The organism is Pseudomonas syringae, from assembly GCF_001698815.1.
Taxonomy (GTDB): Bacteria; Pseudomonadota; Gammaproteobacteria; order Pseudomonadales; family Pseudomonadaceae; genus Aquipseudomonas; species Aquipseudomonas syringae_A.
Map to the genome: position 1 here is coordinate 227,569 of NZ_LGSI01000056.1, position 20,799 is coordinate 248,367.

The following is a 20,799-nucleotide window of genomic DNA, read 5'->3' on the forward strand; positions in this document are numbered from 1 at the left end:
GCATGGCTGTGAGTTCGTCCTTGATCAATAGGTTGTCTGTGTTTGCTTTGCTTGCCATCACGTCTTTTGTGTGGGCGCAGCCTTCGAGCAAGCTCCAATCAATAAAGGAGGAGGGGCTGGCTTTATATAATATGCACTTTGATGCTGAAGCCGTGCCACTGCTCGAATTGGCCGCGCAAGCAGGCGATCCGGAAGCGCAATACTATATGGGCGAAATTCAGCGACAAAAAACCATGTTTATGAGTCTTGTCGCCCAGCGCTGGTATGAAAAGTCCGCAGATCAAGGTGACATCTATGCGATGCTTCGTCTTGCTACTGCGGATAATACTGTCTGTAAACTATCAGAAAACTGCGCCTCTTTCGTTAAAACACCTGAGCAGTGGGGCAATTTAGCCCGAAACTTGGGGCGCCAAGGTGCCGCTCAAGGTGACGGCGAAGCCATGTTTCAGTTATACCTTTTGACAAGTGATTTTGGCTGGTTGATTAAATCTGCTGAAGCCGGTTTTCCTGAGGGGCAAAACTTGCTGGGGCTTTACTATCAGGAGGGAAAAGGCATTTTTCTCATTCCCGGAAAACGTGAAAAGGAAATTTAACGTCTTTTTCGCGCCGCTGCAGAGTCAGGGTATGTTCCGGCAATGGGCAATCTGAGCGGGCTGTTGCTCGCCAGGAATGATATCAAGGGCCTCGGATACTGGATTGAAGCTGCTGCAAAGCGCGGCCATTATGGCGCAATGACCAGTTACGCCGCTTGGACTGCTCATATGCCTGATGAAGTTGGTTACCCATTGGATATGGTTAAAGCCTATGGCCTAACGCTGTTATTGGCACAAGCCGATCCTGGAACCTGGAGGAAGACCTACGGCGAAAAGGCGCTGGAGGAAGTTGGCGCGTTGATGAATCTCGAACAGATCGAAGCAGGCAAAGCCTTCGCCGAAGACTGGAAGAAAACCCATCCGCCGTTATCCAGATTTCTACCTAAGTATGGTTATTGATCGATTTTTTTTGGCCTAGGTGATGCGGGTAGTTTCTCCATGACGCTCTGAGTCGGATTTAAACTCGAATCGCGAACAAGTTCGCTCCTACAGCGGATTTTGCTGGTCCGCTGTAGGAGTGGACGTGCCTTGGATCAATCTCTGAACTTATCCAACCTCACTTCCATCACCTCCAGCACATCACAACTGTCCTGCAACAACAGACAAGCCGCCTGTGCAACATGGGCGAGGTGTTTTTCGTCGGGGTCTTTGAGGTCTGTGGTGCTCAGGCAGGCCATGAGGTTTTTCACGGCGGTCAGGCGTTCGACGGCGCAGTGGTGCAGGTCGGGGAAGGGCGCGTTTGGGTTGATGAAGAGGACGGTTTTTGGGTTTTGATTCAGCGGGATGTATTGGGTCATGAAAAAGCTCCACAGGGTAGTTTTAGACCTGTCGCCCGTTTCGTCGCCAAACAAAACTGGGTGACAGCTGTACGCAGGTTGGCGAACCGGTCATACCCACCCGGCAGACCCGAAGGTCTCCCACGCACAGCCGTCATGAATGTCGCCCACACAAGGTGAAGACAACTGAGCATTAAAAACTGTTGCATAGGTATGGGCCGGATCGCCAAATCCGGTCGCTGATTTGCAGCGACGGGGCGAATCATAGGGAGATGGTTTGTTCGGTGCAACCGCTGGCCGGATGATGGCGGGTTCGTTGGATCGTGTTTTGTTGAGGTTCAGGGCGACAGCACCGACGCCCTCCCGGATGAATCCGGTCCCACGACATAGCGCGGGCTCGTTGGAGCGAGGCTTGCCCGCGAAAGCGTCCGGTCAGTCGACGGCGTATTGATGGGTGAATCGATTCGCGGGCAAGTCGGAACGCCGCTCGCTCGCTCCAACGGGATCGTGTTTTGTTGAGGTTCAGGGCGACAGCACCGACGCCCTCCCGGATGAATCCGGTCCTACGACGTCGCGCGGGTTCGTTGGAACGAGGCTTGCCCGCGAATCAGGCGCCTTGGTCAACCAGCCCCATCGCGTTATCGTTCTTCGGGGACAAGTCCCCTCCTACCGGTTGGGTAAGCTTTGGTAGGACCGGACTTGTCCGGGAAGGCGTCGGGTTTGCCAAAGAGATCTTCAGCGCTTGCTCCAGCGTCTTCGGGGACTCGCTCCAACGGGATCGTGTTTTCTTGAGGTTTCGGGCCACCAGCGCCAACGCCTTCCCGGATAAATCCGGTCCCACGGGATTTTGCTCACTCGATAAAACCGGATTTCCCTGCACAATCAGAAACGTCCTATCGACATAACGTAAACGAACGTCTTCAATGTGGCTCGCACTGGATCAAGACCTTCCAATCGCAACGCTATTCAGGACCACGGACGATGAGCCACCCGTCACAATTCACGCTGTTAGGGAAACGCCGCTTCCTGCCGTTTTTCATTACTCAGTCCCTTGGGGCATTCAACGACAATGTGCTCAAGCAGTCGTTGATCCTGGCGATTCTCTACAAGCTGGCTATCGAGGGCGATCGTTCGATCTGGGTCAATTTGTGCGCGCTGCTGTTCATCCTGCCGTTTTTCCTGTTCTCGGCGCTGGCCGGGCAGTTTGGCGAGAAGTACGCCAAGGATGCGTTGATCCGTCTGATCAAGCTGGGCGAGATCGGGATCATGCTGGTGGGGGCGGCGGGTTTTCTGTTCGGGCATTTGTGGCTGATGCTGCTGGCGCTGTTCGCCATGGGTACGCACTCGGCGCTGTTCGGGCCGGTGAAGTATTCGATCCTGCCGCAGCACCTGCGCGAAGAGGAACTGGTGGGCGGTAACGGTCTGGTGGAGATGGGCACGTTTCTGGCGATCCTGGCCGGCACCATCAGCGCCGGGGTGATGATGTCCGCTTCGGGCTACGCGCCGCTGGTTGCCAGCGTCATGGTGTTGGTGGCGTGCCTGGGTTATCTCGCCAGCCGCAGTATTCCCCGTGCGGCCGCCGCGACGCCGGAAATGAAAATCAACTGGAATATCTTCAGCCAGTCCTGGGCCACCTTGCGCATGGGCCTGAACCAGACGCCAGCGGTGTCGCGCTCGATTGTCGGTAACTCGTGGTTCTGGTTTGTCGGCGCGATCTACCTCACGCAGATCCCGGCCTACGCCAAGGAGTGGCTGTACGGCGACGAAACCGTGGTGACGCTGATTCTGACCGTGTTTTCCATCGGCATTGCCGCAGGTTCGATGCTTTGCGAGCGTTTGTCCGGGCGTAAGGTGGAGATCGGTCTGGTGCCGTTCGGCTCTATGGGGCTGACGGTGTTTGGTTTGCTGCTGTGGTGGCATTCGGGACAGATGCCGCAGAACGTCATGGCCAATGACTGGCTTCAGGTGCTGTCCTTCAGTCAGGCGTGGTGGGTGCTGATCGATATTCTGGGCATCGGCGTCTTCGGCGGCTTTTATATCGTGCCGCTGTACGCACTGATTCAGTCGCGCACCCTGGAGAGCGAGCGCTCCCGGGTGATTGCCGCCAACAACATTCTCAACGCGCTGTTCATGGTGGTTTCGGCGCTGGTGTCGATCCTGCTGCTCAGCGTCGCCAAGCTGTCGATCCCGCAGTTGTTTCTGGTCATCTCGCTGATGAACATCGCGGTCAACACTTACATCTTCAAGATCGTGCCCGAGTTCACCATGCGCTTCCTGATCTGGCTGCTCAGCCATTCCATGTACCGCGTCGAGCATCGCAACCTTGAGTTGATTCCCGATGAAGGCGCAGCGCTGCTGGTTTGCAATCATGTGTCGTTCGTCGATGCGTTGCTGATCGGCGGCGCGGTGCGGCGGCCGATTCGCTTCGTGATGTATTACAAAATCTATAACCTGCCGGTGCTCAACTTCATTTTCCGCACCGCCGGGACGATTCCGATTGCCGGGCGTAATGAAGATTTGCAGATTTACGAACGAGCGTTCAGCCGGATCGCCCAGTACCTCAAAGACGGCGAACTGGTGTGTATCTTCCCGGAAGGCAAGCTGACCGGCGACGGCGAAATCGATGAGTTCAAAGGCGGCATGATCAAGGTGCTGGAACAGACTCAGGTGCCGGTGATTCCGCTGGCATTGCAGGGTTTGTGGGGCAGCTTTTTCAGTCGCGATCCGAACAAGGGCGTGTTTCGGCGCTTGTGGTCACGGGTCACCGTGGTTGCCGGGCCAGCGCTGGCGGCCGACGGTTCGGCACCCGCGCAGGCTCGGGAACAAGTGGCGCTGCTGCGCGGAAGCCAGCGCTGAAGCCATTTTTAATCAGTGTTTGAGCAGCCATTCGTCGATGGCCGCATAAACGCCGGGGATCGCTTCGCTGATGCCGCTCATGCGCAGGAAGTCATGAGTCAGGCCGTGCTGAATGTTCTGGGTCACCGTCGTGCCGGTGGCACTGAGCAGTTCGGCGTAGGCCACGCCTTCATCAAACAGCGGGTCGTATTCGGCCAGGCTTATATAAGCGGGCGCCAGCGGCTTGAGGTCTTCGACCAGCAACGGCGACATTCGCCAGTCGCTGCGTTGCGCCGGATCGGGACTGTAATGCTGGTAAAACCACTGCAGGGTTTCACTTTCGAGCAGAAACCCTTCGTCATAACGCTGATGGGACGCTCGCGTTCGCGAGGCGTCGGTCACCGGATAGAAGAGTAATTGCGCCTTGGGCCGCAGCTGAATGCTCCGCGGTGCAAGCACGGCGCTGATCGCCAGTACCGTGGCCAAGGTTGCACCGACGCTATCACCGGCGACGCTGATGTGGCGGTTGTCGATGTCGAGGTTCGCGGCGTGTTCGGCCAGCCAGTTGGCGGCGTCCAGGGCGTCATTGACCGCCGTGGGGAAGGGCGCTTCCGGCGCCAGACGATAAGCGGGTGCGAGTACCGATTGGCGACCACTGGCAGCCAGGCGACGGCATATCGAATCGTGGGAATCCAGGCTACCCACCACATAACCCCCGCCGTGAAAGTACAGAATTCCCGGTTGTGGCGTCGGTTCTTGCTGCGCCACGCGGTACAGCCTCGCCTTGATGTGCTGGCCATCACGGGTCGGGATCGACAGCGTGCTGACCTCGATGGCGGCGGGCGGGCAAGGGTCGAGCACTTGCGAAGTCTGTTCAAATTCGGCGCGTGCCTGTTCGACACTCAGCTCGTGCATGGGGCGACTTTTGCCGCTCAGGCGCCCCATCTGCGCCAATTCCAGAAAACCTTCGAGGTCGGGGTCCAGAGGCATTGCGTGTTCCTTTCGTCGTCTATTGAGTGACCGGTTCCGCAGCGGACAGCACCTGCAGCAGGCCATTGAGCAGCGTTGGGTGATTGAGCAACTGGTAATGCCCGGCCGGAATGCGAATGTTCGCCACGGCACCGCTGATCCGTGGATGTTCGGCATCGCTGGCGCTGGCCGCCCACCAGCAATGGGCGGTGCTCGCGGTGCGGGGCAGGGCGTCGATCTGGCGTGACAGCACCTTGAGTTTCATGGCAACGCAGAAGGTGTGCGCCAGTTCGTCGCTGCCGATGCTGGCGTAGGCCGAATTCGCCGACATACCGGACTGGATGCTGCCGATCAGGCCTTGCAGCGCATCGACGTTGCGACTCACACCCAGGTCGAACGCTGGCAGTTGCTCTGCCGACACGCCGAGGATCACTGCGAGGAAACTGCGCAGGTCGGCGTTCCAGTCATCTTCGACATCGGTTTGTCCGGCGCTGGGCACAAAGCTGTCCACCAGACCGAGAAACTCGACGCACTGGCCCTGGTTTTCCAGTTCCTGAGCTACCAGCACGGCGAGGGTTCCGCCCAGCGACCAGCCCAGCAAATGATAGGGGCCGTCGGCCTGTTTCTGACGAATGTACTGCGCGTAGTCGATGGCCATGGCCGCAAGGGATTCATCCTGCCAGTCGCGCTGCAACAACATGCGGCATTGCAGGCCGTAGACGCTGCGCTTGCCATCCAGCCGCCGGGCCAGCGGCTCGTAATCGAATACGGTGCCAAAGCCCGCGTGCAGGCAGAACAAGGCTGGCGCGTTGCTGGTGCGGCTGTTGAGCAGCAACAAAGGGTCGAGGTTTTGCCCTTCGTCCGGATTGCCATCCAGTGTAAAGCCGGACAGCTCGGCGATGGTCGGTTTACTGATCATGTCACGCAGTTTCAACTGCACCGGCAAACCGCTGGCGCGCACTTTGGACAGTACTTTGAGGATGCGCAGGGAATCGCCGCCCAACTCGAAGAAGTTATCGGTGACGCCAATTTGATCGACCTCCAGCACCTCTCGCCAGATCGCGGCCAAACCCCGCTCGACATCGTTGCGCGGGGCGATGAACTCACGGCCCTTGAATTGCGGATCCGGCAAGGCCTTGCGATCCAGCTTGCCGTTGGCATTCAGCGGGAATTCGCTGAGCGTGAGGATCTGCGCCGGCACCATGTAATCCGGCAAGTCAGTTTGCAGCTCGCTGCGCAAACGCTGGCCAAGGTTGGCTTGCGCAACTGCGACGACATAGCCGATCAGCTGTTTACCCGCTGCGCTTTCCCGCGCCACCACCACGGCATCCTGCACCCCCGGCATGGCGCGCAAGCGTGCTTCGATCTCGCCGAGTTCGATGCGGAAACCGCGAATCTTCACCTGATTGTCCAGCCGCCCGAGGTAATCGATAACCCCGTCGGCACGCTGGCGAACCCGGTCGCCGGTGCGGTACAAGCGGCCGCCATCGCTGGCGAACGGGTCGGCGACGAAGCGCTCGGCGGTCAGGCCGGGACGACGGTGATAACCCCGCGCCACGCCCTGGCCGCCGATGTACAACTCACCGGCCACGCCGACGGGCAACGGGTTCAGCGCTTCGTCGAGCACATACAAACTGCGCTCGCCGACTCGCGTACCGATGGGCGCATACACCGCGCCACAGGTGGCCTGCACGTCGACCTTCCACAACAGCGGCGTAACCACCGTTTCCGTTGGCCCGTAGCCATTGGTGAGGAACTGCGGCTTGAGAGCGCGCTTGACCCGTTCGAAGTTGGCGTCGGCCACGGCGTCGCCGCCGAAGCAATAAATACGCACGGGCGGAGGCGGCTGGTCCTGGGTTTCCGCGTATTCGGCCAGTTGTTGCAGGTAGGCGGGCGGGAAGCAGGCGATGCTGATCCGGTGGGCGTGCAGTGCTTGCCAGGTTTCTTCCGGGGTCCATAGGTGATTGTCGCGCACCACCAATTCGCCGCCGCTGAGCAATGTCGACAGCCAGCGTTCCTGGGCGCCGTCGAAGGCGAAGGACATGAACAGCAATTCCCGGGTCTGCTCGTCCATGTCGTAGCGTTCGGCAATCGCCTTGCAATGCATGCGAATCTGCCCATGACTGACCGCCACGCCTTTGGGCTGGCCGGTCGAGCCGGAGGTGTAGATCAGGTACGCAAGGTTGGATTCCTGCACCTGGTTGATCGGGCAGGTGTGCGGCAGCGAACCGAGCTCAAGGGCGTCCAGGGCGAGCACATTCGGCGCGAGTGCGGCAAAGCGCTCCCGCAAGCTGCTGTGGGTGATCAACAGGTTCATCGCCGAATCTTGGACAATCCACTGAATGCGTTCCTGAGGATAATCGATGTCCAGCGGCACATACGCGGCGCCGGTTTTCATCACGGCGTAGAACGCGACGATCACGTCCACCGAGCGTTCCAGGGCAACGCCGACGAAGGTTTCCGGGCCGACGCCTTGGGCGAGCAAGTGGTGGGCCAGCACATTGGCGCGACGTTCCAGTTCGACGTAAGTCAGTTGGTGGTCGGCGCAGGTCACGGCAATTGCATCCGAACGTTGCACGGCGTGTCCGGCGATCAACTCGGCCAACAACGGGGCGCTTGTCATCGGCTCGGCCATCAGGTTATTGCCGCGCAGTTGGCGACGCTCGCTGTCGTCGAGCATGTCCAGGCTGCCAAGGGTGGCGTGGGGATTATTCAGCAAGGCCAGCAACAAGGCCTCGTAGCTGCGGCGGATTTGCTCGCTGGCCGCAGCGCTGAAGCGGTTGCGCAGGTACATGAATTCGATGGTCAGCGTGTCCTTGAGCATCACCGCCAGATCCATGGCGAAGTCGGTGACGCCACGGGCGCTGACCTCGCCGAAGTGCAGGTTGTGTTGGGTCGCTTGATCCAGGCGCTCGTCCAGCGGATGGTTTTCGAAGACGATGATGCTGTCGAACAACGCCTGGCCGCTGTTGCCGGACCAGCGCTGAATATCGGCCAGGGAGGCGTGCTCGTGATCGCGAATCCCCAGGTTGCAGGTTTGCAGCTGCGCCAGCCAGTCGGCGACGGTCTGACGCGGATCGGGTGTCTGGATGATCGGCAGGGTATTGATGAACAGCCCGAGCATTTCATCGGCATGGGCCAGGCTGGCGGGACGTCCAGCCACCGTGGCGCCGAAGCAAACCGTGGCTTGCCCGGTGAAACGCTGCAACAGCAGCAACCACGTGGCCTGGATCAAGGTGTTGGGCGTGATGCGCAGGCGCTGGGCCTGTTCCCGCAACTGGTTGGTTTGCTCCTTGTCCCACTTCAGGTACAACGCTTCGTGGCCTTCAAGACCGGCGGCTGGCGCAGGCGCAATGCTGCTGGCCAACAGGGTCGGCCCGCTGAGGTCTTGCAGCTGGGCTTTCCAGAAAAGTTCCAGGGTTTGCTGGGACTGGGCCTTGAGCCAGGCGATGTAATCCCGATAGCGCCCGTGTTTTGGCACCAGTGGCTGGCCGCTGTAGTGCTCCAGCACTTCACCGAGCAGGCGCGAGCTGCTCCAGCCGTCCATCAAAATGTGGTGGCTGGTCCAGATCAGGTAATGGGTCTGCGCATCGAGCTGCACCAGCGTCAGGCGCATCAACGGCGCGGCGAGCAGTTCGAAACCCTGGGCGGCGTCCAGATCGACCTGCTGTTGCAACTGCTGCGGCTGTACGTTGCGGTCTTGCCAGTCCAGCTGCTGCACGGCAATGCTGGCGTGTTTGTAAACCAGTTGCAGGGGTTCGGCCAGCGCGCTGGCAGACCAGAAACCACTGCGCAAAATCTCGTGGCGCTCGATGACCGCATTCCACGCGGCAATGAAACGCGACACATCAAGCCCTTGTACCGACACCGCCATCTGGTTCAGGTACAGCGCCGCATCGTTGGCTTCCAGAGTGTAGAACAGCATGCCCTGTTGCATCGGCGACAGCGGGTAGATGTCTTCCAGTTGCGCCAGCGGCACCGGCAGCGAAGCCAGTTGCTCTGCATCGAGACCCGCCAGGGCGAAGGCGCTGGCGTCGGTCGGGCCGGTTGTCTCCTGATCATCAACACGCGCCACGCTAGCCAGATGTTCGACGGTCTGGTGTTGGAACAGATCCTTGGGCGTGAAGTGAATGCCGTTCTGCCGGGCGCGGCTGACCAGCTGGATCGAGATGATCGAATCGCCGCCCAGATCGAAAAAGTTGTCGCTGATGCCCACTTGATCCAGTTTGAGCACGTCCTGCCAGATCGCCGCAATGCGTTGTTGCATGGCGGTTTGCGGCGCGACGTAAACCTGTTGCATCTGGCTGGCATCGGCGGCGGGCAGGGCTTTGCGGTCCAGCTTGCCGTTGGGCGTCAGCGGCAGTTGGTCGAGGAACAGCAGCTGCGCGGGGATCATGTAATCCGGCAAATCCTTGCGCAGGGCAGTGCGGATGCGTTCGCGCAGCGCGGCTTGTTCGGCGCTGTCGCTGACCGGTTGCGCCAGCACCACATAGGCGACCAGCTGCTCGCCAGCCGCACCCGGTTGGGCAACGACGGCGGCAGTGCGTACCAGCGGTTGGGCTTGCAGACGGGTTTCGATTTCCCCCAGTTCAATGCGGAAGCCGCGAATCTTTACCTGATGATCAAGGCGGCCGAGGTATTCGATGATGCCGTCGGCGCGATAACGACACAGGTCGCCGGTGCGATACAGCTGCGCACCGGGCGCGCCGAACGGGTCCGGCACGAAACGTTCGGCGGTCAGCTCGGGCCGCTTGAAATAACCCCGGGCCAGGCCGTTTCCGCCAATCAGCAGCTCCCCGGCGACGCCAATCGGTGCCGGTTGCAGGTCGGCGTCGAGGATGTACAGCGTGGTGTTGTCGATGGGGCGACCGAGCCAGGGTTTAGTGTGGCTGCGGTCCAGTCGATGGCTCGCCGACCAGATGGTGGTTTCGGTGGGGCCATACAGATTCCACAACTGGTCACTGACCGCCAGCATGCGCGCGGCCAGTTCATCGCTCAGGGCTTCGCCGCCGCACAGCAGTTTGCAGCCTTGCAGGGCTGCGCGCTGGGGATGATCTAGGAGCATGCGCCAGGTCGAAGGCGTGGCTTGCAGGACGCTGATGCCCTGACGCCGGACGATGTCCAGCAGCGCTTGCGGATCGAGATTGACGTCGTTGCCGGCCAGGATCACCCGCGCGCCAACGCTCAGCGGCACGTAGAGTTCCAGGCCGAAGATATCGAAGCAGAACGTGGTCAGCGACAGCAGCCGGTCATCGGCCGCAATGCCCGGCGCGGCGGCCATGCTTGAGGTGAAGTTGCGCAGCGCGCCGTGGGAGACCATCACGCCTTTGGGTTTGCCGGTGGAGCCGGAGGTGTAGAGGGTGTACGCCAGGTTTTCCGGGGTGGTCGCAACGTCGGGATTGTTTTCGGAAAAGGCGCCAAGGCTACTGGCCGGATCATCCAGTACCAGCGTTTTCAGGCCTTCGGGAATCGGCAATTGCTCTTGTACGTGGGCTTGGGTCAACAGCAGTTGTATGCCGCTGTCCGCGATCATGTAGGCCAGGCGTTCTTCGGGATAGGTCGGGTCCAGCGGCAGGTAGGCGCCGCCCGCCTTGAGGACCGCCAGCAAGCCGACGACCATTGCCACGCTGCGTTCAACGGCGATGCCCACCAGCACTTCCGGGCCGACGCCTTGCTGGATCAAACAATGGGCGAGCTGGTTGGCGCGACGGTTGAGTTGCGCGTAAGTCAGGTGTTGCCCGGCGACGATCAGCGCGACGGCCCAGGGATTTTTTTGCGTCTGGTCTTCAAACAGACGCACCACGTTGTGCGTCGGCGGATTCTGGCTGACCGGCGCGTTCCAGCCGGCGACGATCAAGGCGCGTTCGGTGTCATCCAGCAACGGCAAACCGGCGACGAGCTGGTCCGGGTCGCTGACGATGCTGCGCAGCAAGGCCTGCCAATGTCGGGCCAGACGCTCGATGGTCGCCGCGTCGAACAGGTCGGTGGCGTAGGTCAGCGATGCGCTGAAGCTGTGTTCAGTCAGCGAGGTGTTCAGGGTCAGGTCGAACTGCGCGGTGGGGTTATCCCAGCCGAGGTTATCGATGGTCAAACCGGCCACCTGGCTGTGAGCCGCCGTGGCGTCTGCGCCTTGATGATTGAACATCACCTGGAACAGCGGGCTGTGGCTGAGGCTGCGTTCCGGATGCAGCGCGCTGACCAGTTGTTCGAAGGGCAATTCCTGATGAGCCTGGGCATCCAGCGCGGTTTGCCGGACCTGTTGCAGTAATTGAGTGAAACGCGTGTGTTCGCTGAACTCGGCCTTGAGCACCTGAGTGTTGACGAAAAAGCCGATCAGTCGCTCGGTTTCCATCCGGTTGCGGTTGGCCACCGGCACGCCGACGCGGATGTCGTTTTGTCGGCTGTAGCGATGCAGCAAGGTCTGGAACGATGCCAGCAGCAACATGAACAACGTGACGTTGTGCTGTTGCGCCAGTTGCTTGAGGGCTGGCCCCAGTTGCGCGTCCAGCACCACGTCCAGTTGCGCGCCCCGGTAACTTTGCTCGGCGGGACGCGGACGGTCGGCGGGCAGTTCCAGCACCGGTTGTTCGCCGCCCAATTGCCGGGTCCAGTAATCCAGCTGGCGCTCGCGTTCGCCGGCTTCCATCCAGTGCCGCTGCCAGATAGCGTAGTCGGCGTATTGAATCGCCAGTTCCGGCAGCTCGGGCTCAGTACCGCCGCTGAACGCGGCATAGAATTCGATCAACTCGGTGACCATTACCTGCATGGACGCGCCATCGGAAACGATATGGTGCTGAGCCATGACCAGCACATGTTCATGCTCGCTCAGGCGCAGCAGTTCAGCCCGCAGCAACGGGCCATTTTCCAGGTCGAACAGTTGCGCGGTGGTTTCAGCAATGAAGGCTTTCACTTCGGATGGGGCGCCGGTTTCGGCGTTGCGCAGGCCCAGCTTGATGCGCTGTGCATCGGCAACAACTTGCACGGTGCGCTCATCGACCAGCTGGAAGGTGGTGCGCAAACTTTGGTGACGGGCGATCAGCGCGTTGAAGCTGCGCTCCAGGGCGGCAACATCCAGTTCACCGAGCAAATGCAGGGCCATGGGGATGTGATACGCCGCGCTGTGCGGGTCAAGTTGCCAGAGAAACCATTGGCGTTCCTGGGCGAAGGACAGCGGCAATTGCTCAAAGCTCGACTGCACTTCGGGGATCGGCAGGTTAGCCGGGGACACGCCTTCTTCAAGCATCTTCTGCAAATAGACAGTGCGTTTTTCCAGCGGCAGAGTGATAAAGCGCCGGGCAATTCTCGAAGCGGTCGTGCGGTCCATCAAACTTCCTCCATGTCGTCGAGCAGTGCTTCGAGCCTGCTCAATTTCGATGTGTTCACGGCATCGCCGTCCTGCTCCAGTGCGTTGGCAAAAGCCCCCAATGTCGGGGCCTGGAACACGTGCTGTGGGGTCAGCTGCAAGCCGAGCTCCAGTTGCAGGCGCGACACCACCTTGATGACCAGCAGCGAATGCCCGCCCAACTCGAAGAAGTTATCGGTCAGGCCAACGCGCTCCAGCTTGAGGACGTCTTGCCAGATCCCGGCGATTTGCTGCGCCAGCCGGGTTTGCGGCGCGACGAACTCGCCTTGGCCCTGGCTGGCGTGGGGTTCCGGCAGGGCGTTGCGGTCGAGTTTGCCGTTGGCGGTCAGCGGCAGGTTGGCGACAAACAGCAGGTGCGTCGGGATCATGTAGTCCGGCAGCTGCTCCTTGAGAGCAGCCTTGAGCGCTTCCCGGCTGGCGACCGACTCGTCGGCCACGATGTACGCACTCAGTTGCTGACCGTCGCTGCTGTCACGGGCCAGAACAACGGCCTGTTCAACGTGGGGCTGCGCCAAGAGTTGCGCTTGGATTTCCCCCAGCTCGATACGGAAACCGCGAATCTTCACCTGATGATCGCTGCGCCCCAGATAGTCGATGCTGCCATCGGTGCGGTAACGCGCCAGATCGCCAGTGCGATACAAGCGGCTGCCATCGTCGGCAAACAGGTTGGGAACAAAGCGCGTTGCGGTCAGATCCTGCCGATTCAAGTAACCCCGCGCCAGACCTGCGCCGCCGATATACAGCTCGCCGATGCTGCCTTTGGGCACCGGATTCAGCGCGCCGTCCAACAAGTACCAGGCAAGGTCGGCCAATGGCGCGCCAATCGGGCTGGAAGTGTCCTTGAGGAAATCATCCCGGGTGATCGCCCGGTAGGTGACGTGGACCGTGGTTTCGGTGATGCCATACATGTTGATCAGCTGCGGCGAGCGATCACCAAACTGCTCGAACCACGGACGCAGACTCGGTACGTCCAACGCTTCGCCACCGAACACCACATAACGCAGCGCCAGACTTTGTTGTGCCGCGCAGGCCACCGCCATCAAAGGCTTGAACGCGGACGGCGTCTGGTTCAACACCGTGACGCCGTGTTCGATAAGCAGCTCGTGGAAGGCTTGCGGGCTGCGGCTGACGGCGTGTGGCACGATCACCAGCTTGCCGCCGTAGAGCAGCGCGCCAAAGATTTCCCAGACCGAAAAGTCGAATGCGTAGGAATGGAACAGCGTCCACACGTCCTGCTTGCTGAAGCTGAAATGCTGTTCGCCGGCCTTGAACAAACGCAGGGCGTTGGCGTGGGTCAGCAGCGCGCCCTTGGGCTGGCCGGTGGAGCCGGAGGTGTAAATCACGTAGGCGAGATTTGCCGGATCGATGCTGATGACCGGGTTGGCGTCGCTGTAGCCGGACGCGCCGTCGTCAAGCAGCAGCACTTGAATATCCGCGTTAATCGGCAATGCGCCGAGCAGCGAACCTTGGGTCAGCAGCACGCCAATGCCGCTGTCCTGAATCATGTAGCTCAAGCGATCTTCGGGATAGGCCGGGTCCAGCGGCACATAAGCGCCACCGGCTTTGAGAATCGCCAGCAGGCCGATGATCATTTCCAGATTGCGTTCAACCGCCAGGCCAACGCGCGCCTCGGGGCCGACTCCGCGTTCAATCAGCTGGTGCGCAAACTGGTTGGCGCGCTGATTGAGCTGTGCGTAAGTCAACTGCTGGCCGTCGCAGGTTACGGCGATGGCATTCGGCGCGCGAGCGGCCTGGGCTTCGATCAGTTGCTGAAGACACGGCTCGACGGGGAACTCGCTGCGGGCCGGATTCCATTCCTGAAGGGCGGATGCGCTGTCGCTAAGTGTCAGTTCGCCCACTGGGCGCTTGACGTTTTCCCGTAAAGCGTTGAGCAGTTCAAGGGTCTGCCGCGCAATGGCGGCGATGACCTGCGGGCTGAACTGCTGACGCGAATAGTTGAAGCGCAGCGCCAGGCTTTCGGCGGCATTGATAATCAGGGTCAGCGGGTAGTTGGTCTGCTCATGGCTGCTGATATTGGCGAAGCGCAGACCTTGCGGCGCGCCTTGTTCCAGCGCCTGGGAAATCGGGTAGTTTTCGAACACCAGCAGCGTGTCGAACAAGGCTTCGCCCGGCTGCCCAGCCCAGCGTTGCACATCGGACAGTGCGCTGTGTTCGTGTTCACGCAGGTTCAGGTTCTGCGCTTGCAGCACTTGCAACCACTGGCTGACGATCAGTTCCGGGCGCGGATCGCTCACCACCGGCAAGGTGTTGATGAACAGTCCGACCTGCTGCTCAATCCCGGTGATCTGCGTCGGCCGGCCGGCGACAGTGGCGCCGAAGCACACCGCGTCCTGACCGGTGTAGCGTTGCAGCAGCAGCGACCACGCGCCCTGCAACAGCGTGTTGAGGGTGACTTTCTGCTGTCGGGCGAACGCGTTCAAGGCCGCGGTTTGCTCGGGATCCAGCGCCAGGTTGTAGTCGGCGTGACCGGCAAGCGCATCAACGGGAGGCGTCAGGTGTCGGGCCAGTAGCAGCGGCTCGTCCAGTGCCTTGAATTGCTCGCGCCAGAATGTCTCGCTGGCCGCGTGATCCTGCTGTTGCAGCCAGTCGATGTAATCCCGATAGCGACCTTGATGCGCCGCGACCGGCCGTGCGCTGTAGCGTTGCAATACTTCGCCCAGCAACTGCGAGGTGCTCCAGCCGTCCATCAAAATGTGGTGGTGCGTGAGGATCAAGTGATGGCTGTTGTCAGCGGTTTGCGCGGCGATCAGCTTCAGCAACGGCGCCTGGCTCAGATCGAAACCCAGCTGCAACTCTTGTTGCGCCAGCTCGTTCAGCGCCTGTTGTTGATTGGCAGAGCTGCGCAGATCCAGCACGCTGAACGGCATGTCCAGGTGCGAGCGGACCACTTGCAGCGGCTGTTCCAGCTCGCCACTCCAGAGGAACGCAGTGCGCAGGATGTCGTGCTGGTCGATGACCGCTTGCCAGGCCTGACGGAACAATTCCGGGTCCAGACCGCTGACGTCCAGACGCATCTGGTTCAGGTAATTGCCGGCCGCTTGCTCGTGCAAGGTATGGAACAGCATGCCTTGCTGCATCGGTGCGAGCGGGTAGATGTCCTGGATGTCTGCGGCGGCAATCGGCAAGTCGTCCAGCTGCTGCTGGCTGATCTGCGCCAGCGGGAAGTCTGAAGGCGTGATGCCGTTGTGTTGCGCGCAATGCTCGATCAGTTCGGCCAGCTCGCGGGCGTACTCATCGGCCAGGCGCTGGATCAGCGTTTCATCGAACATCTCGCGGCTGAAGGTCCAGCCCATGCTCAGCTCACCCGCGTAGACGCGGCCGTTGAGGGTCAGCCAGTTACCCAGCGGCGCCTCCGGGCTTTGCTCGGCGCCAGCGTTCTCGTCACAAGGGCTGAACAGGCTGTTGGCGGCGCTATCGAAACTGCCGTCGAACTGGCCCAGGTAATTGAAGGTGATGCGCGGCGTTGGCGCCTGGCTCAACTGAACGCGAGTCGCCTCGTCGCCCAGATAACGCAGCAGGCCAAAACCGATGCCTTTGTCGGGGATGGCGCGCAGCTGCTCTTTGACGGTCTTGATCGAGTCCTCAAAGGTTGTCGCCGCCGAGAGTTTCACCGGGTACAGACTGGTGAACCAACCCACGCTGCGGCTCAAGTCGATATCATCGAACAACGCTTCGCGGCCGTGGCCTTCCAGTTGAATGACGCTGCTGTCGCGTCCGGTCCAGCGGCTGATCACTCGGCTCAGGGCGGTCAGCAGCAGGTCGTTGACCTGGGTGCGATACGCCGCTGGCGCCTGCTGCAACAACTGGCGAGTGAGGGTTTGATCCAGCCGGGTTTGTACGGTAACGGCCAGTGCATTATCAAGACGGGCAGCGGGGCGCGCACCGGGCAATTCGTCGGACGCGCCCGCCAGTTGTTGCTGCCAGAACGGCAGCTGCTGTTGCAGCGCCGTGTTTTCTTTTGCATAAGTTTGCAGGCGTTCGCCCCAGGCCTGAAATGCGCTGGTTCGGGCGGGCAGGGCAATCGGCTGGCCTGACTGCAATTGACGGTAGCTGCTCTGCAAATCCTCGAACAAGACCCGCCAGGAAACGCCGTCCACCACCAGATGATGGATCGCCAGCAGCAAGCGTTGGCTGCCGTCGTCGAGGCTGACCAGCACCGCGCGCAGCAATGGACCGTCTTGCAGATTCAGACTGCGTTGCGCGTCGTTGCCCAGCTGCGCAAGATCAGCAATATCGCTGATGTGCGCCTGCCATAGCTCGAAGCTGCCGGCTTGCATGGATTGATAGGCGGACGTCCAGCCGTCGGGCGTCTGGCTGAAGGTCAGGCGCAGCGCATCGTGATGGGCGAGCAGCGCGCGTAAGGCCTGCTCAAGGTGGTCGGCGTCCAGGGTGACGTTCGGCTTGAGTACCACCGACTGATTCCAGTGCTGCGGCTCGGCCAGATTCCTGGCGAAGAACGCCTGCTGAATCGGCAGCAACAGTGCCGCGCCGGTTGCCGGGCCTTGCTCGATCATCTGGCCGACGTCGTCAATGCGCGCGACATTGGCCAGATGGGCGATGGTCTGATGCTGAAACAGTTCTTTGGGGCTGAACTGGATACCGGCCTGACGCGCGCGGCTGACCAGTTGAATGGAGATGATCGAGTCACCGCCCAGGTCGAAAAAGTTATCGGTGATGCCGATGGTTTCGCGTTTGAGCACGTCCTGCCAAAGCTCGGTCAGGCGCTGTTGCAGCTCGGTACGCGGCGCAACATAAGCGTTTTGCCGCTGAGCGGCATCGGGCGCCAGCAACGCCTTGCGGTCCAGTTTACCGTTGGCGCTCAGGGGCATTTGCGCGAGAAACACCCATTGGCCGGGCACCATGTAATCGGGCAGGTGCTCGGCTAGCCGGGCCTTGATCGCCTCCTGCAAAAGGCTGTGACGACCGGCTTCGGCGGGCTGCACGGGCACCACATAACCCACCAGTTGCTGGTCGACGGCGAGGACCACCGCTTCACGAATGTCCGGCAGTTGCAGCAGGCGGGTTTCGATTTCCCCCAGCTCGATGCGCAGGCCGCGAATCTTCACTTGATGGTCGATGCGGCCGCGATAGTCGATGACGCCGTCGGCGCGATAACAGGCCAGGTCGCCGGTGCGATACAGACGCTCGCCATCGCCAAACGGGCTGGTGACGAAGCGTTCGGCAGTCAGCGCCGGACGCTGATGATAACCACGGGCCAGGCCCGCACCGCCCAGGTACAGCTCGCCGATCACGCCGACTGGCAGCGGCTGCAATTGCCCATCAAGGATGTGCGTGGCCAGGTTGGCGATAGGCTGGCCGATGGGCACGCTGTCGCGGTGCTCCTCGCGGCAGGTCCAATGGGTCACGTCGATGGCCGCTTCGGTCGGGCCATAAAGATTGAACAGGCTGGCGTTGGGCAGTTTGGCGAACACCTGTTGTTGAGTGTCCACGGGCAGGGCTTCGCCGCTGCAAACGATGCGTTGCAAACCGGTGCAGCGCTGCGCGGTGTCGTCCAGCAGGAAGGCTTGCAGCATCGAGGGTACGAAATGCAGGGTGGTGACCTGATGGCGTTCAATCAGCGCCACCAGTTTCGCCGGATCGCGATGATCCCCCGGCGCGGCCATGGCCAGGCGCGCACCGGTCATCAACGGCCAGAAAAACTCCCAGACCGAGACATCGAAACTGAACGGGGTTTTTTGCAGCACGGTGTCGCTGCGGTCCAGCCCGTAAGCCTGCTGCATCCAGCACAGGCGATTGGTCAGCGCCGAATGCCGGTTGCCCGCGCCTTTGGGTTTGCCGGTGGAGCCTGAGGTGTAGATCACATACGCCAGGTTTTCCGGGTTGACTGTGATCTCGGGATTACTCGACGGGAGGCCGGAAAGATCAAGTTCGTCGAGGCTGAGGATGTTCTGCCCGTGCTCGGTCGGTAGCTGCTTGAGCAGCTCTTTTTGCGTCAGCAGCAACTGGATGCCGCTGTCTTCGATCATGTAGGCCAGCCGCTCGCGGGGGTATTCCGGGTCCAGCGGTACATAGGCACCGCCCGCCTTGAGAATCCCCAGCAAGCCAACGACCATGGCCACGCTGCGCTCGACGGCGATGCCGACCAACACTTCAGGGCCGACGCCCAGCGCCATGAGTTTGTGTGCCAGCTGGTTGGCTTGCTGGTTGAGCTGAAGATAGCTCAGGGATTGATCGGCAAAGACTAGCGCTGTGGCGTTCGGAGTTTGCTGCGCTTGTTGTTCGATCAGGCGCTGCACCGGTTGATCGAGGGGATAAGCCGTTTGCGTGGCGTTCCAGTCCTGGAGAGTCGTGAGTTCTGCTGCGCCGAGCATCGGTAGCTCGCCGATACGTTGCTGGGGAGCATCAAGCATGGCCTGCAACAGATTCTGCCAATGCTGACCGAGACGCTCGATGGTTTCGGGCAAGAACAACTCGGCACGGTATTCCAGGTCGGCGCGAATGCTCTGTCGCGAATAGTCGATATCGATGCTCAGGTCGAACTTGGCTTGCGGCAAGACGACCGGCAGCGAGGTCAGTTGCAGATCGCCCAGTTGCAGGGTGGTTTCGACAGGCTCGGCGATGCGCCAGTTGAGCAGGGTCTGGAACAGCGGATTGGCCTGGGTGCTGCGTTGCAGGTTCAATCGGTCCAGCAGCAATTCAATCGGGTAATCGGCATGCTCCAGCGCAGCCCGTGAAGCGTGGCGCAGGTCATGCAGGAAGTCGCTGACAGATTGATCCGGGTCCAGGCGCGCACGGTAGATCTGGCTGCTGACAAAAAAGCCCACCAGTTCCTGAGTCGCACTCTGATTGCGCGTGGCGTTGGGCACGCCGACGGTGAAGTCCCGTTGACCGCTGTAGCGGCTCAACAGCAATTGCCACGCGCCCAACAGCACGACGAAGGGTGACAAATTGTGCTGCTGGCAGAACCCCTGCAGTTGCCGGGAAAATGCTTCAGGCAGCGTCAGCGCAACGCTGCCTTGGCGGTTGTCGCGCACGGCGCTGGCCGGGAAGTCAGTCGGCAACGCCAGGGTCGGCAAGTCGTCACCCAGATAGCCCTGCCAGTATTCGGCGGCCTGATCGTGAGCTTCGGTGGTCACGTATTCTTCGCGCTGCCAGCGGGCGTAGTCGAGGTATTGAATCGTCGGGCGTTTGAGGGGCTCGGGATCGCCGAGGCTCAGGCGCTGAAAGGCCGTAATCAGATCCTGCATCAGAATCGGATTGGACCAGGCATCGGAGACGATGTGATGCAAGGTGAGCAGCAGCACGTGCTCTTGCTCGTCGAGCTTGAGCAGCGTGGCGCGGATCAGCGGCGCGCTGCCCAGATCGAACGCAAGAGCGGCTTCAGCGGCAATATGGCCGGGGAGTGTGTTGCGATCATCAAGGTTGATTCGGGCCAGATTCAGCTGCGCGTTATGGTCAACCATCTGCTGTGGCGTGCCATCGATATCCTCGAAGCGGGTGCGCAGGATGTCGTGGCGATCCACCACCTTGCGCAATGCGCTTTCCAGCAGCGCGCCATCCAGCCGACCCTTGATCGACAAGGCGCGAGGCAGGTTGTAGGCGGCGCTGTCCGGGGCGAATTGTTGCAACAACCACAAACGTTGCTGGGCGAACGAAACCGGCATCGGACCTTGTGCAGCCGAGGCCTTGATCCCGTGTTCGGTGCCTTGCTCATCAGCCATGAGCAGGGCCAGCAGGTCGTCGTCGGGTTGTTGATTGATTTGATTCATGATCGCTCTCGTCGCCGTCGGCAGAGGAATTGGCTTTGTCAGGAAGACGAAGGGGAAGGGCTTGGATTTAGCGGGGTCTGGCAGTTCGACAGATTGTTTGGGTGCGCACTGTAGGAGCGAATTTATTCGCGAGGCGATGTTGCAGGCACTGAATCGATGTCGGCTGTACCGGCCCTTCGCGAATGAATTCGCTACCGGTTGCCTATAAAACCGGTAGGAGGGGACTTGTCCCCGATGAGGTCAGCCTGGCCAACTCAAACTGTCTGNAATTCGCTGCCGGTTGCCTATAAAACCGGTAGGAGGGGACTTGTCCCCGATGAGGCCAGCCTGGCCAACTCAAACTGTCTGACCCAGCGTCAGTGCCTGAGCCACTGTCTTCCCGGACAAGTCCGGTCCTACCCACCTTCGGCTGTACCGGCCCTTCGCGAATGAATTCGCTACCGGCTGCCTATAAAACCGGTAGGAGGGGACTTGTCCCCGATGAGGTCAGCCTGGCCAACTCAAACTGTCTG

Annotated in this window: 7 protein-coding genes; 3 read left to right on the top strand and 4 right to left on the bottom strand. The window is 60.8% G+C overall.

Going from position 1 to position 20,799, the window contains the following annotated elements; genetic code table 11:
• Positions 1–8 precede the first annotated feature (8 nt).
• A complete protein-coding gene (locus tag AFK24_RS30090) occupies positions 9–593 on the top strand; it encodes a tetratricopeptide repeat protein (RefSeq protein ID WP_139110544.1) in 585 nt (194 codons plus the stop codon).
• A gap of 42 nt (positions 594–635) precedes the next feature.
• Positions 636–992 carry a hypothetical protein gene (locus AFK24_RS30095; protein WP_080482224.1) on the top strand — a complete coding sequence of 119 codons (357 nt, stop codon included), beginning with the start codon at positions 636–638 and terminating at the stop codon, positions 990–992.
• Positions 993–1,126: 134 nt separating this feature from the next.
• Here the strand turns inward: AFK24_RS30095 and AFK24_RS20250 are convergent, their stop codons facing one another.
• Positions 1,127–1,390 carry a hypothetical protein gene (locus AFK24_RS20250; RefSeq protein WP_065834908.1) on the bottom strand — a complete coding sequence of 88 codons (264 nt, stop codon included), beginning with the start codon at positions 1,388–1,390 and terminating at the stop codon, positions 1,127–1,129.
• A gap of 960 nt (positions 1,391–2,350) precedes the next feature.
• Here AFK24_RS20250 and AFK24_RS20255 point away from each other — a divergent pair.
• A complete protein-coding gene (locus AFK24_RS20255) occupies positions 2,351–4,225 on the top strand; it encodes an MFS transporter (RefSeq protein WP_065834909.1) in 1,875 nt (624 codons plus the stop codon).
• A 12-nt stretch (positions 4,226–4,237) separates the two neighbouring features.
• Here AFK24_RS20255 and AFK24_RS20260 read toward each other — a convergent pair whose 3' ends face one another.
• Genes AFK24_RS20260 through AFK24_RS20270 form a run of 3 tightly spaced genes read right to left on the bottom strand, consistent with a single transcriptional unit; the run spans position 4,238 to position 20,287 of the window.
• Complete coding sequence (locus tag AFK24_RS20260; RefSeq protein WP_065834910.1) at positions 4,238–5,194, bottom strand: alpha/beta hydrolase; 957 nt, start codon at positions 5,192–5,194, stop codon at positions 4,238–4,240.
• 19 nt (positions 5,195–5,213) lie between these two features.
• On the bottom strand, positions 5,214–12,497 hold the full coding sequence (locus AFK24_RS20265) for a non-ribosomal peptide synthetase (protein ID WP_065834911.1): 7,284 nt from the start codon (positions 12,495–12,497) through the stop codon (positions 5,214–5,216).
• Entirely contained in the window at positions 12,497–20,287 is a 7,791-nt protein-coding gene (locus tag AFK24_RS20270) for a non-ribosomal peptide synthetase (protein WP_065834912.1), read from the bottom strand. The genes AFK24_RS20265 and AFK24_RS20270 overlap by 1 nt, the downstream gene beginning before the upstream one ends.
• Positions 20,288–20,799 lie beyond the last annotated feature (512 nt).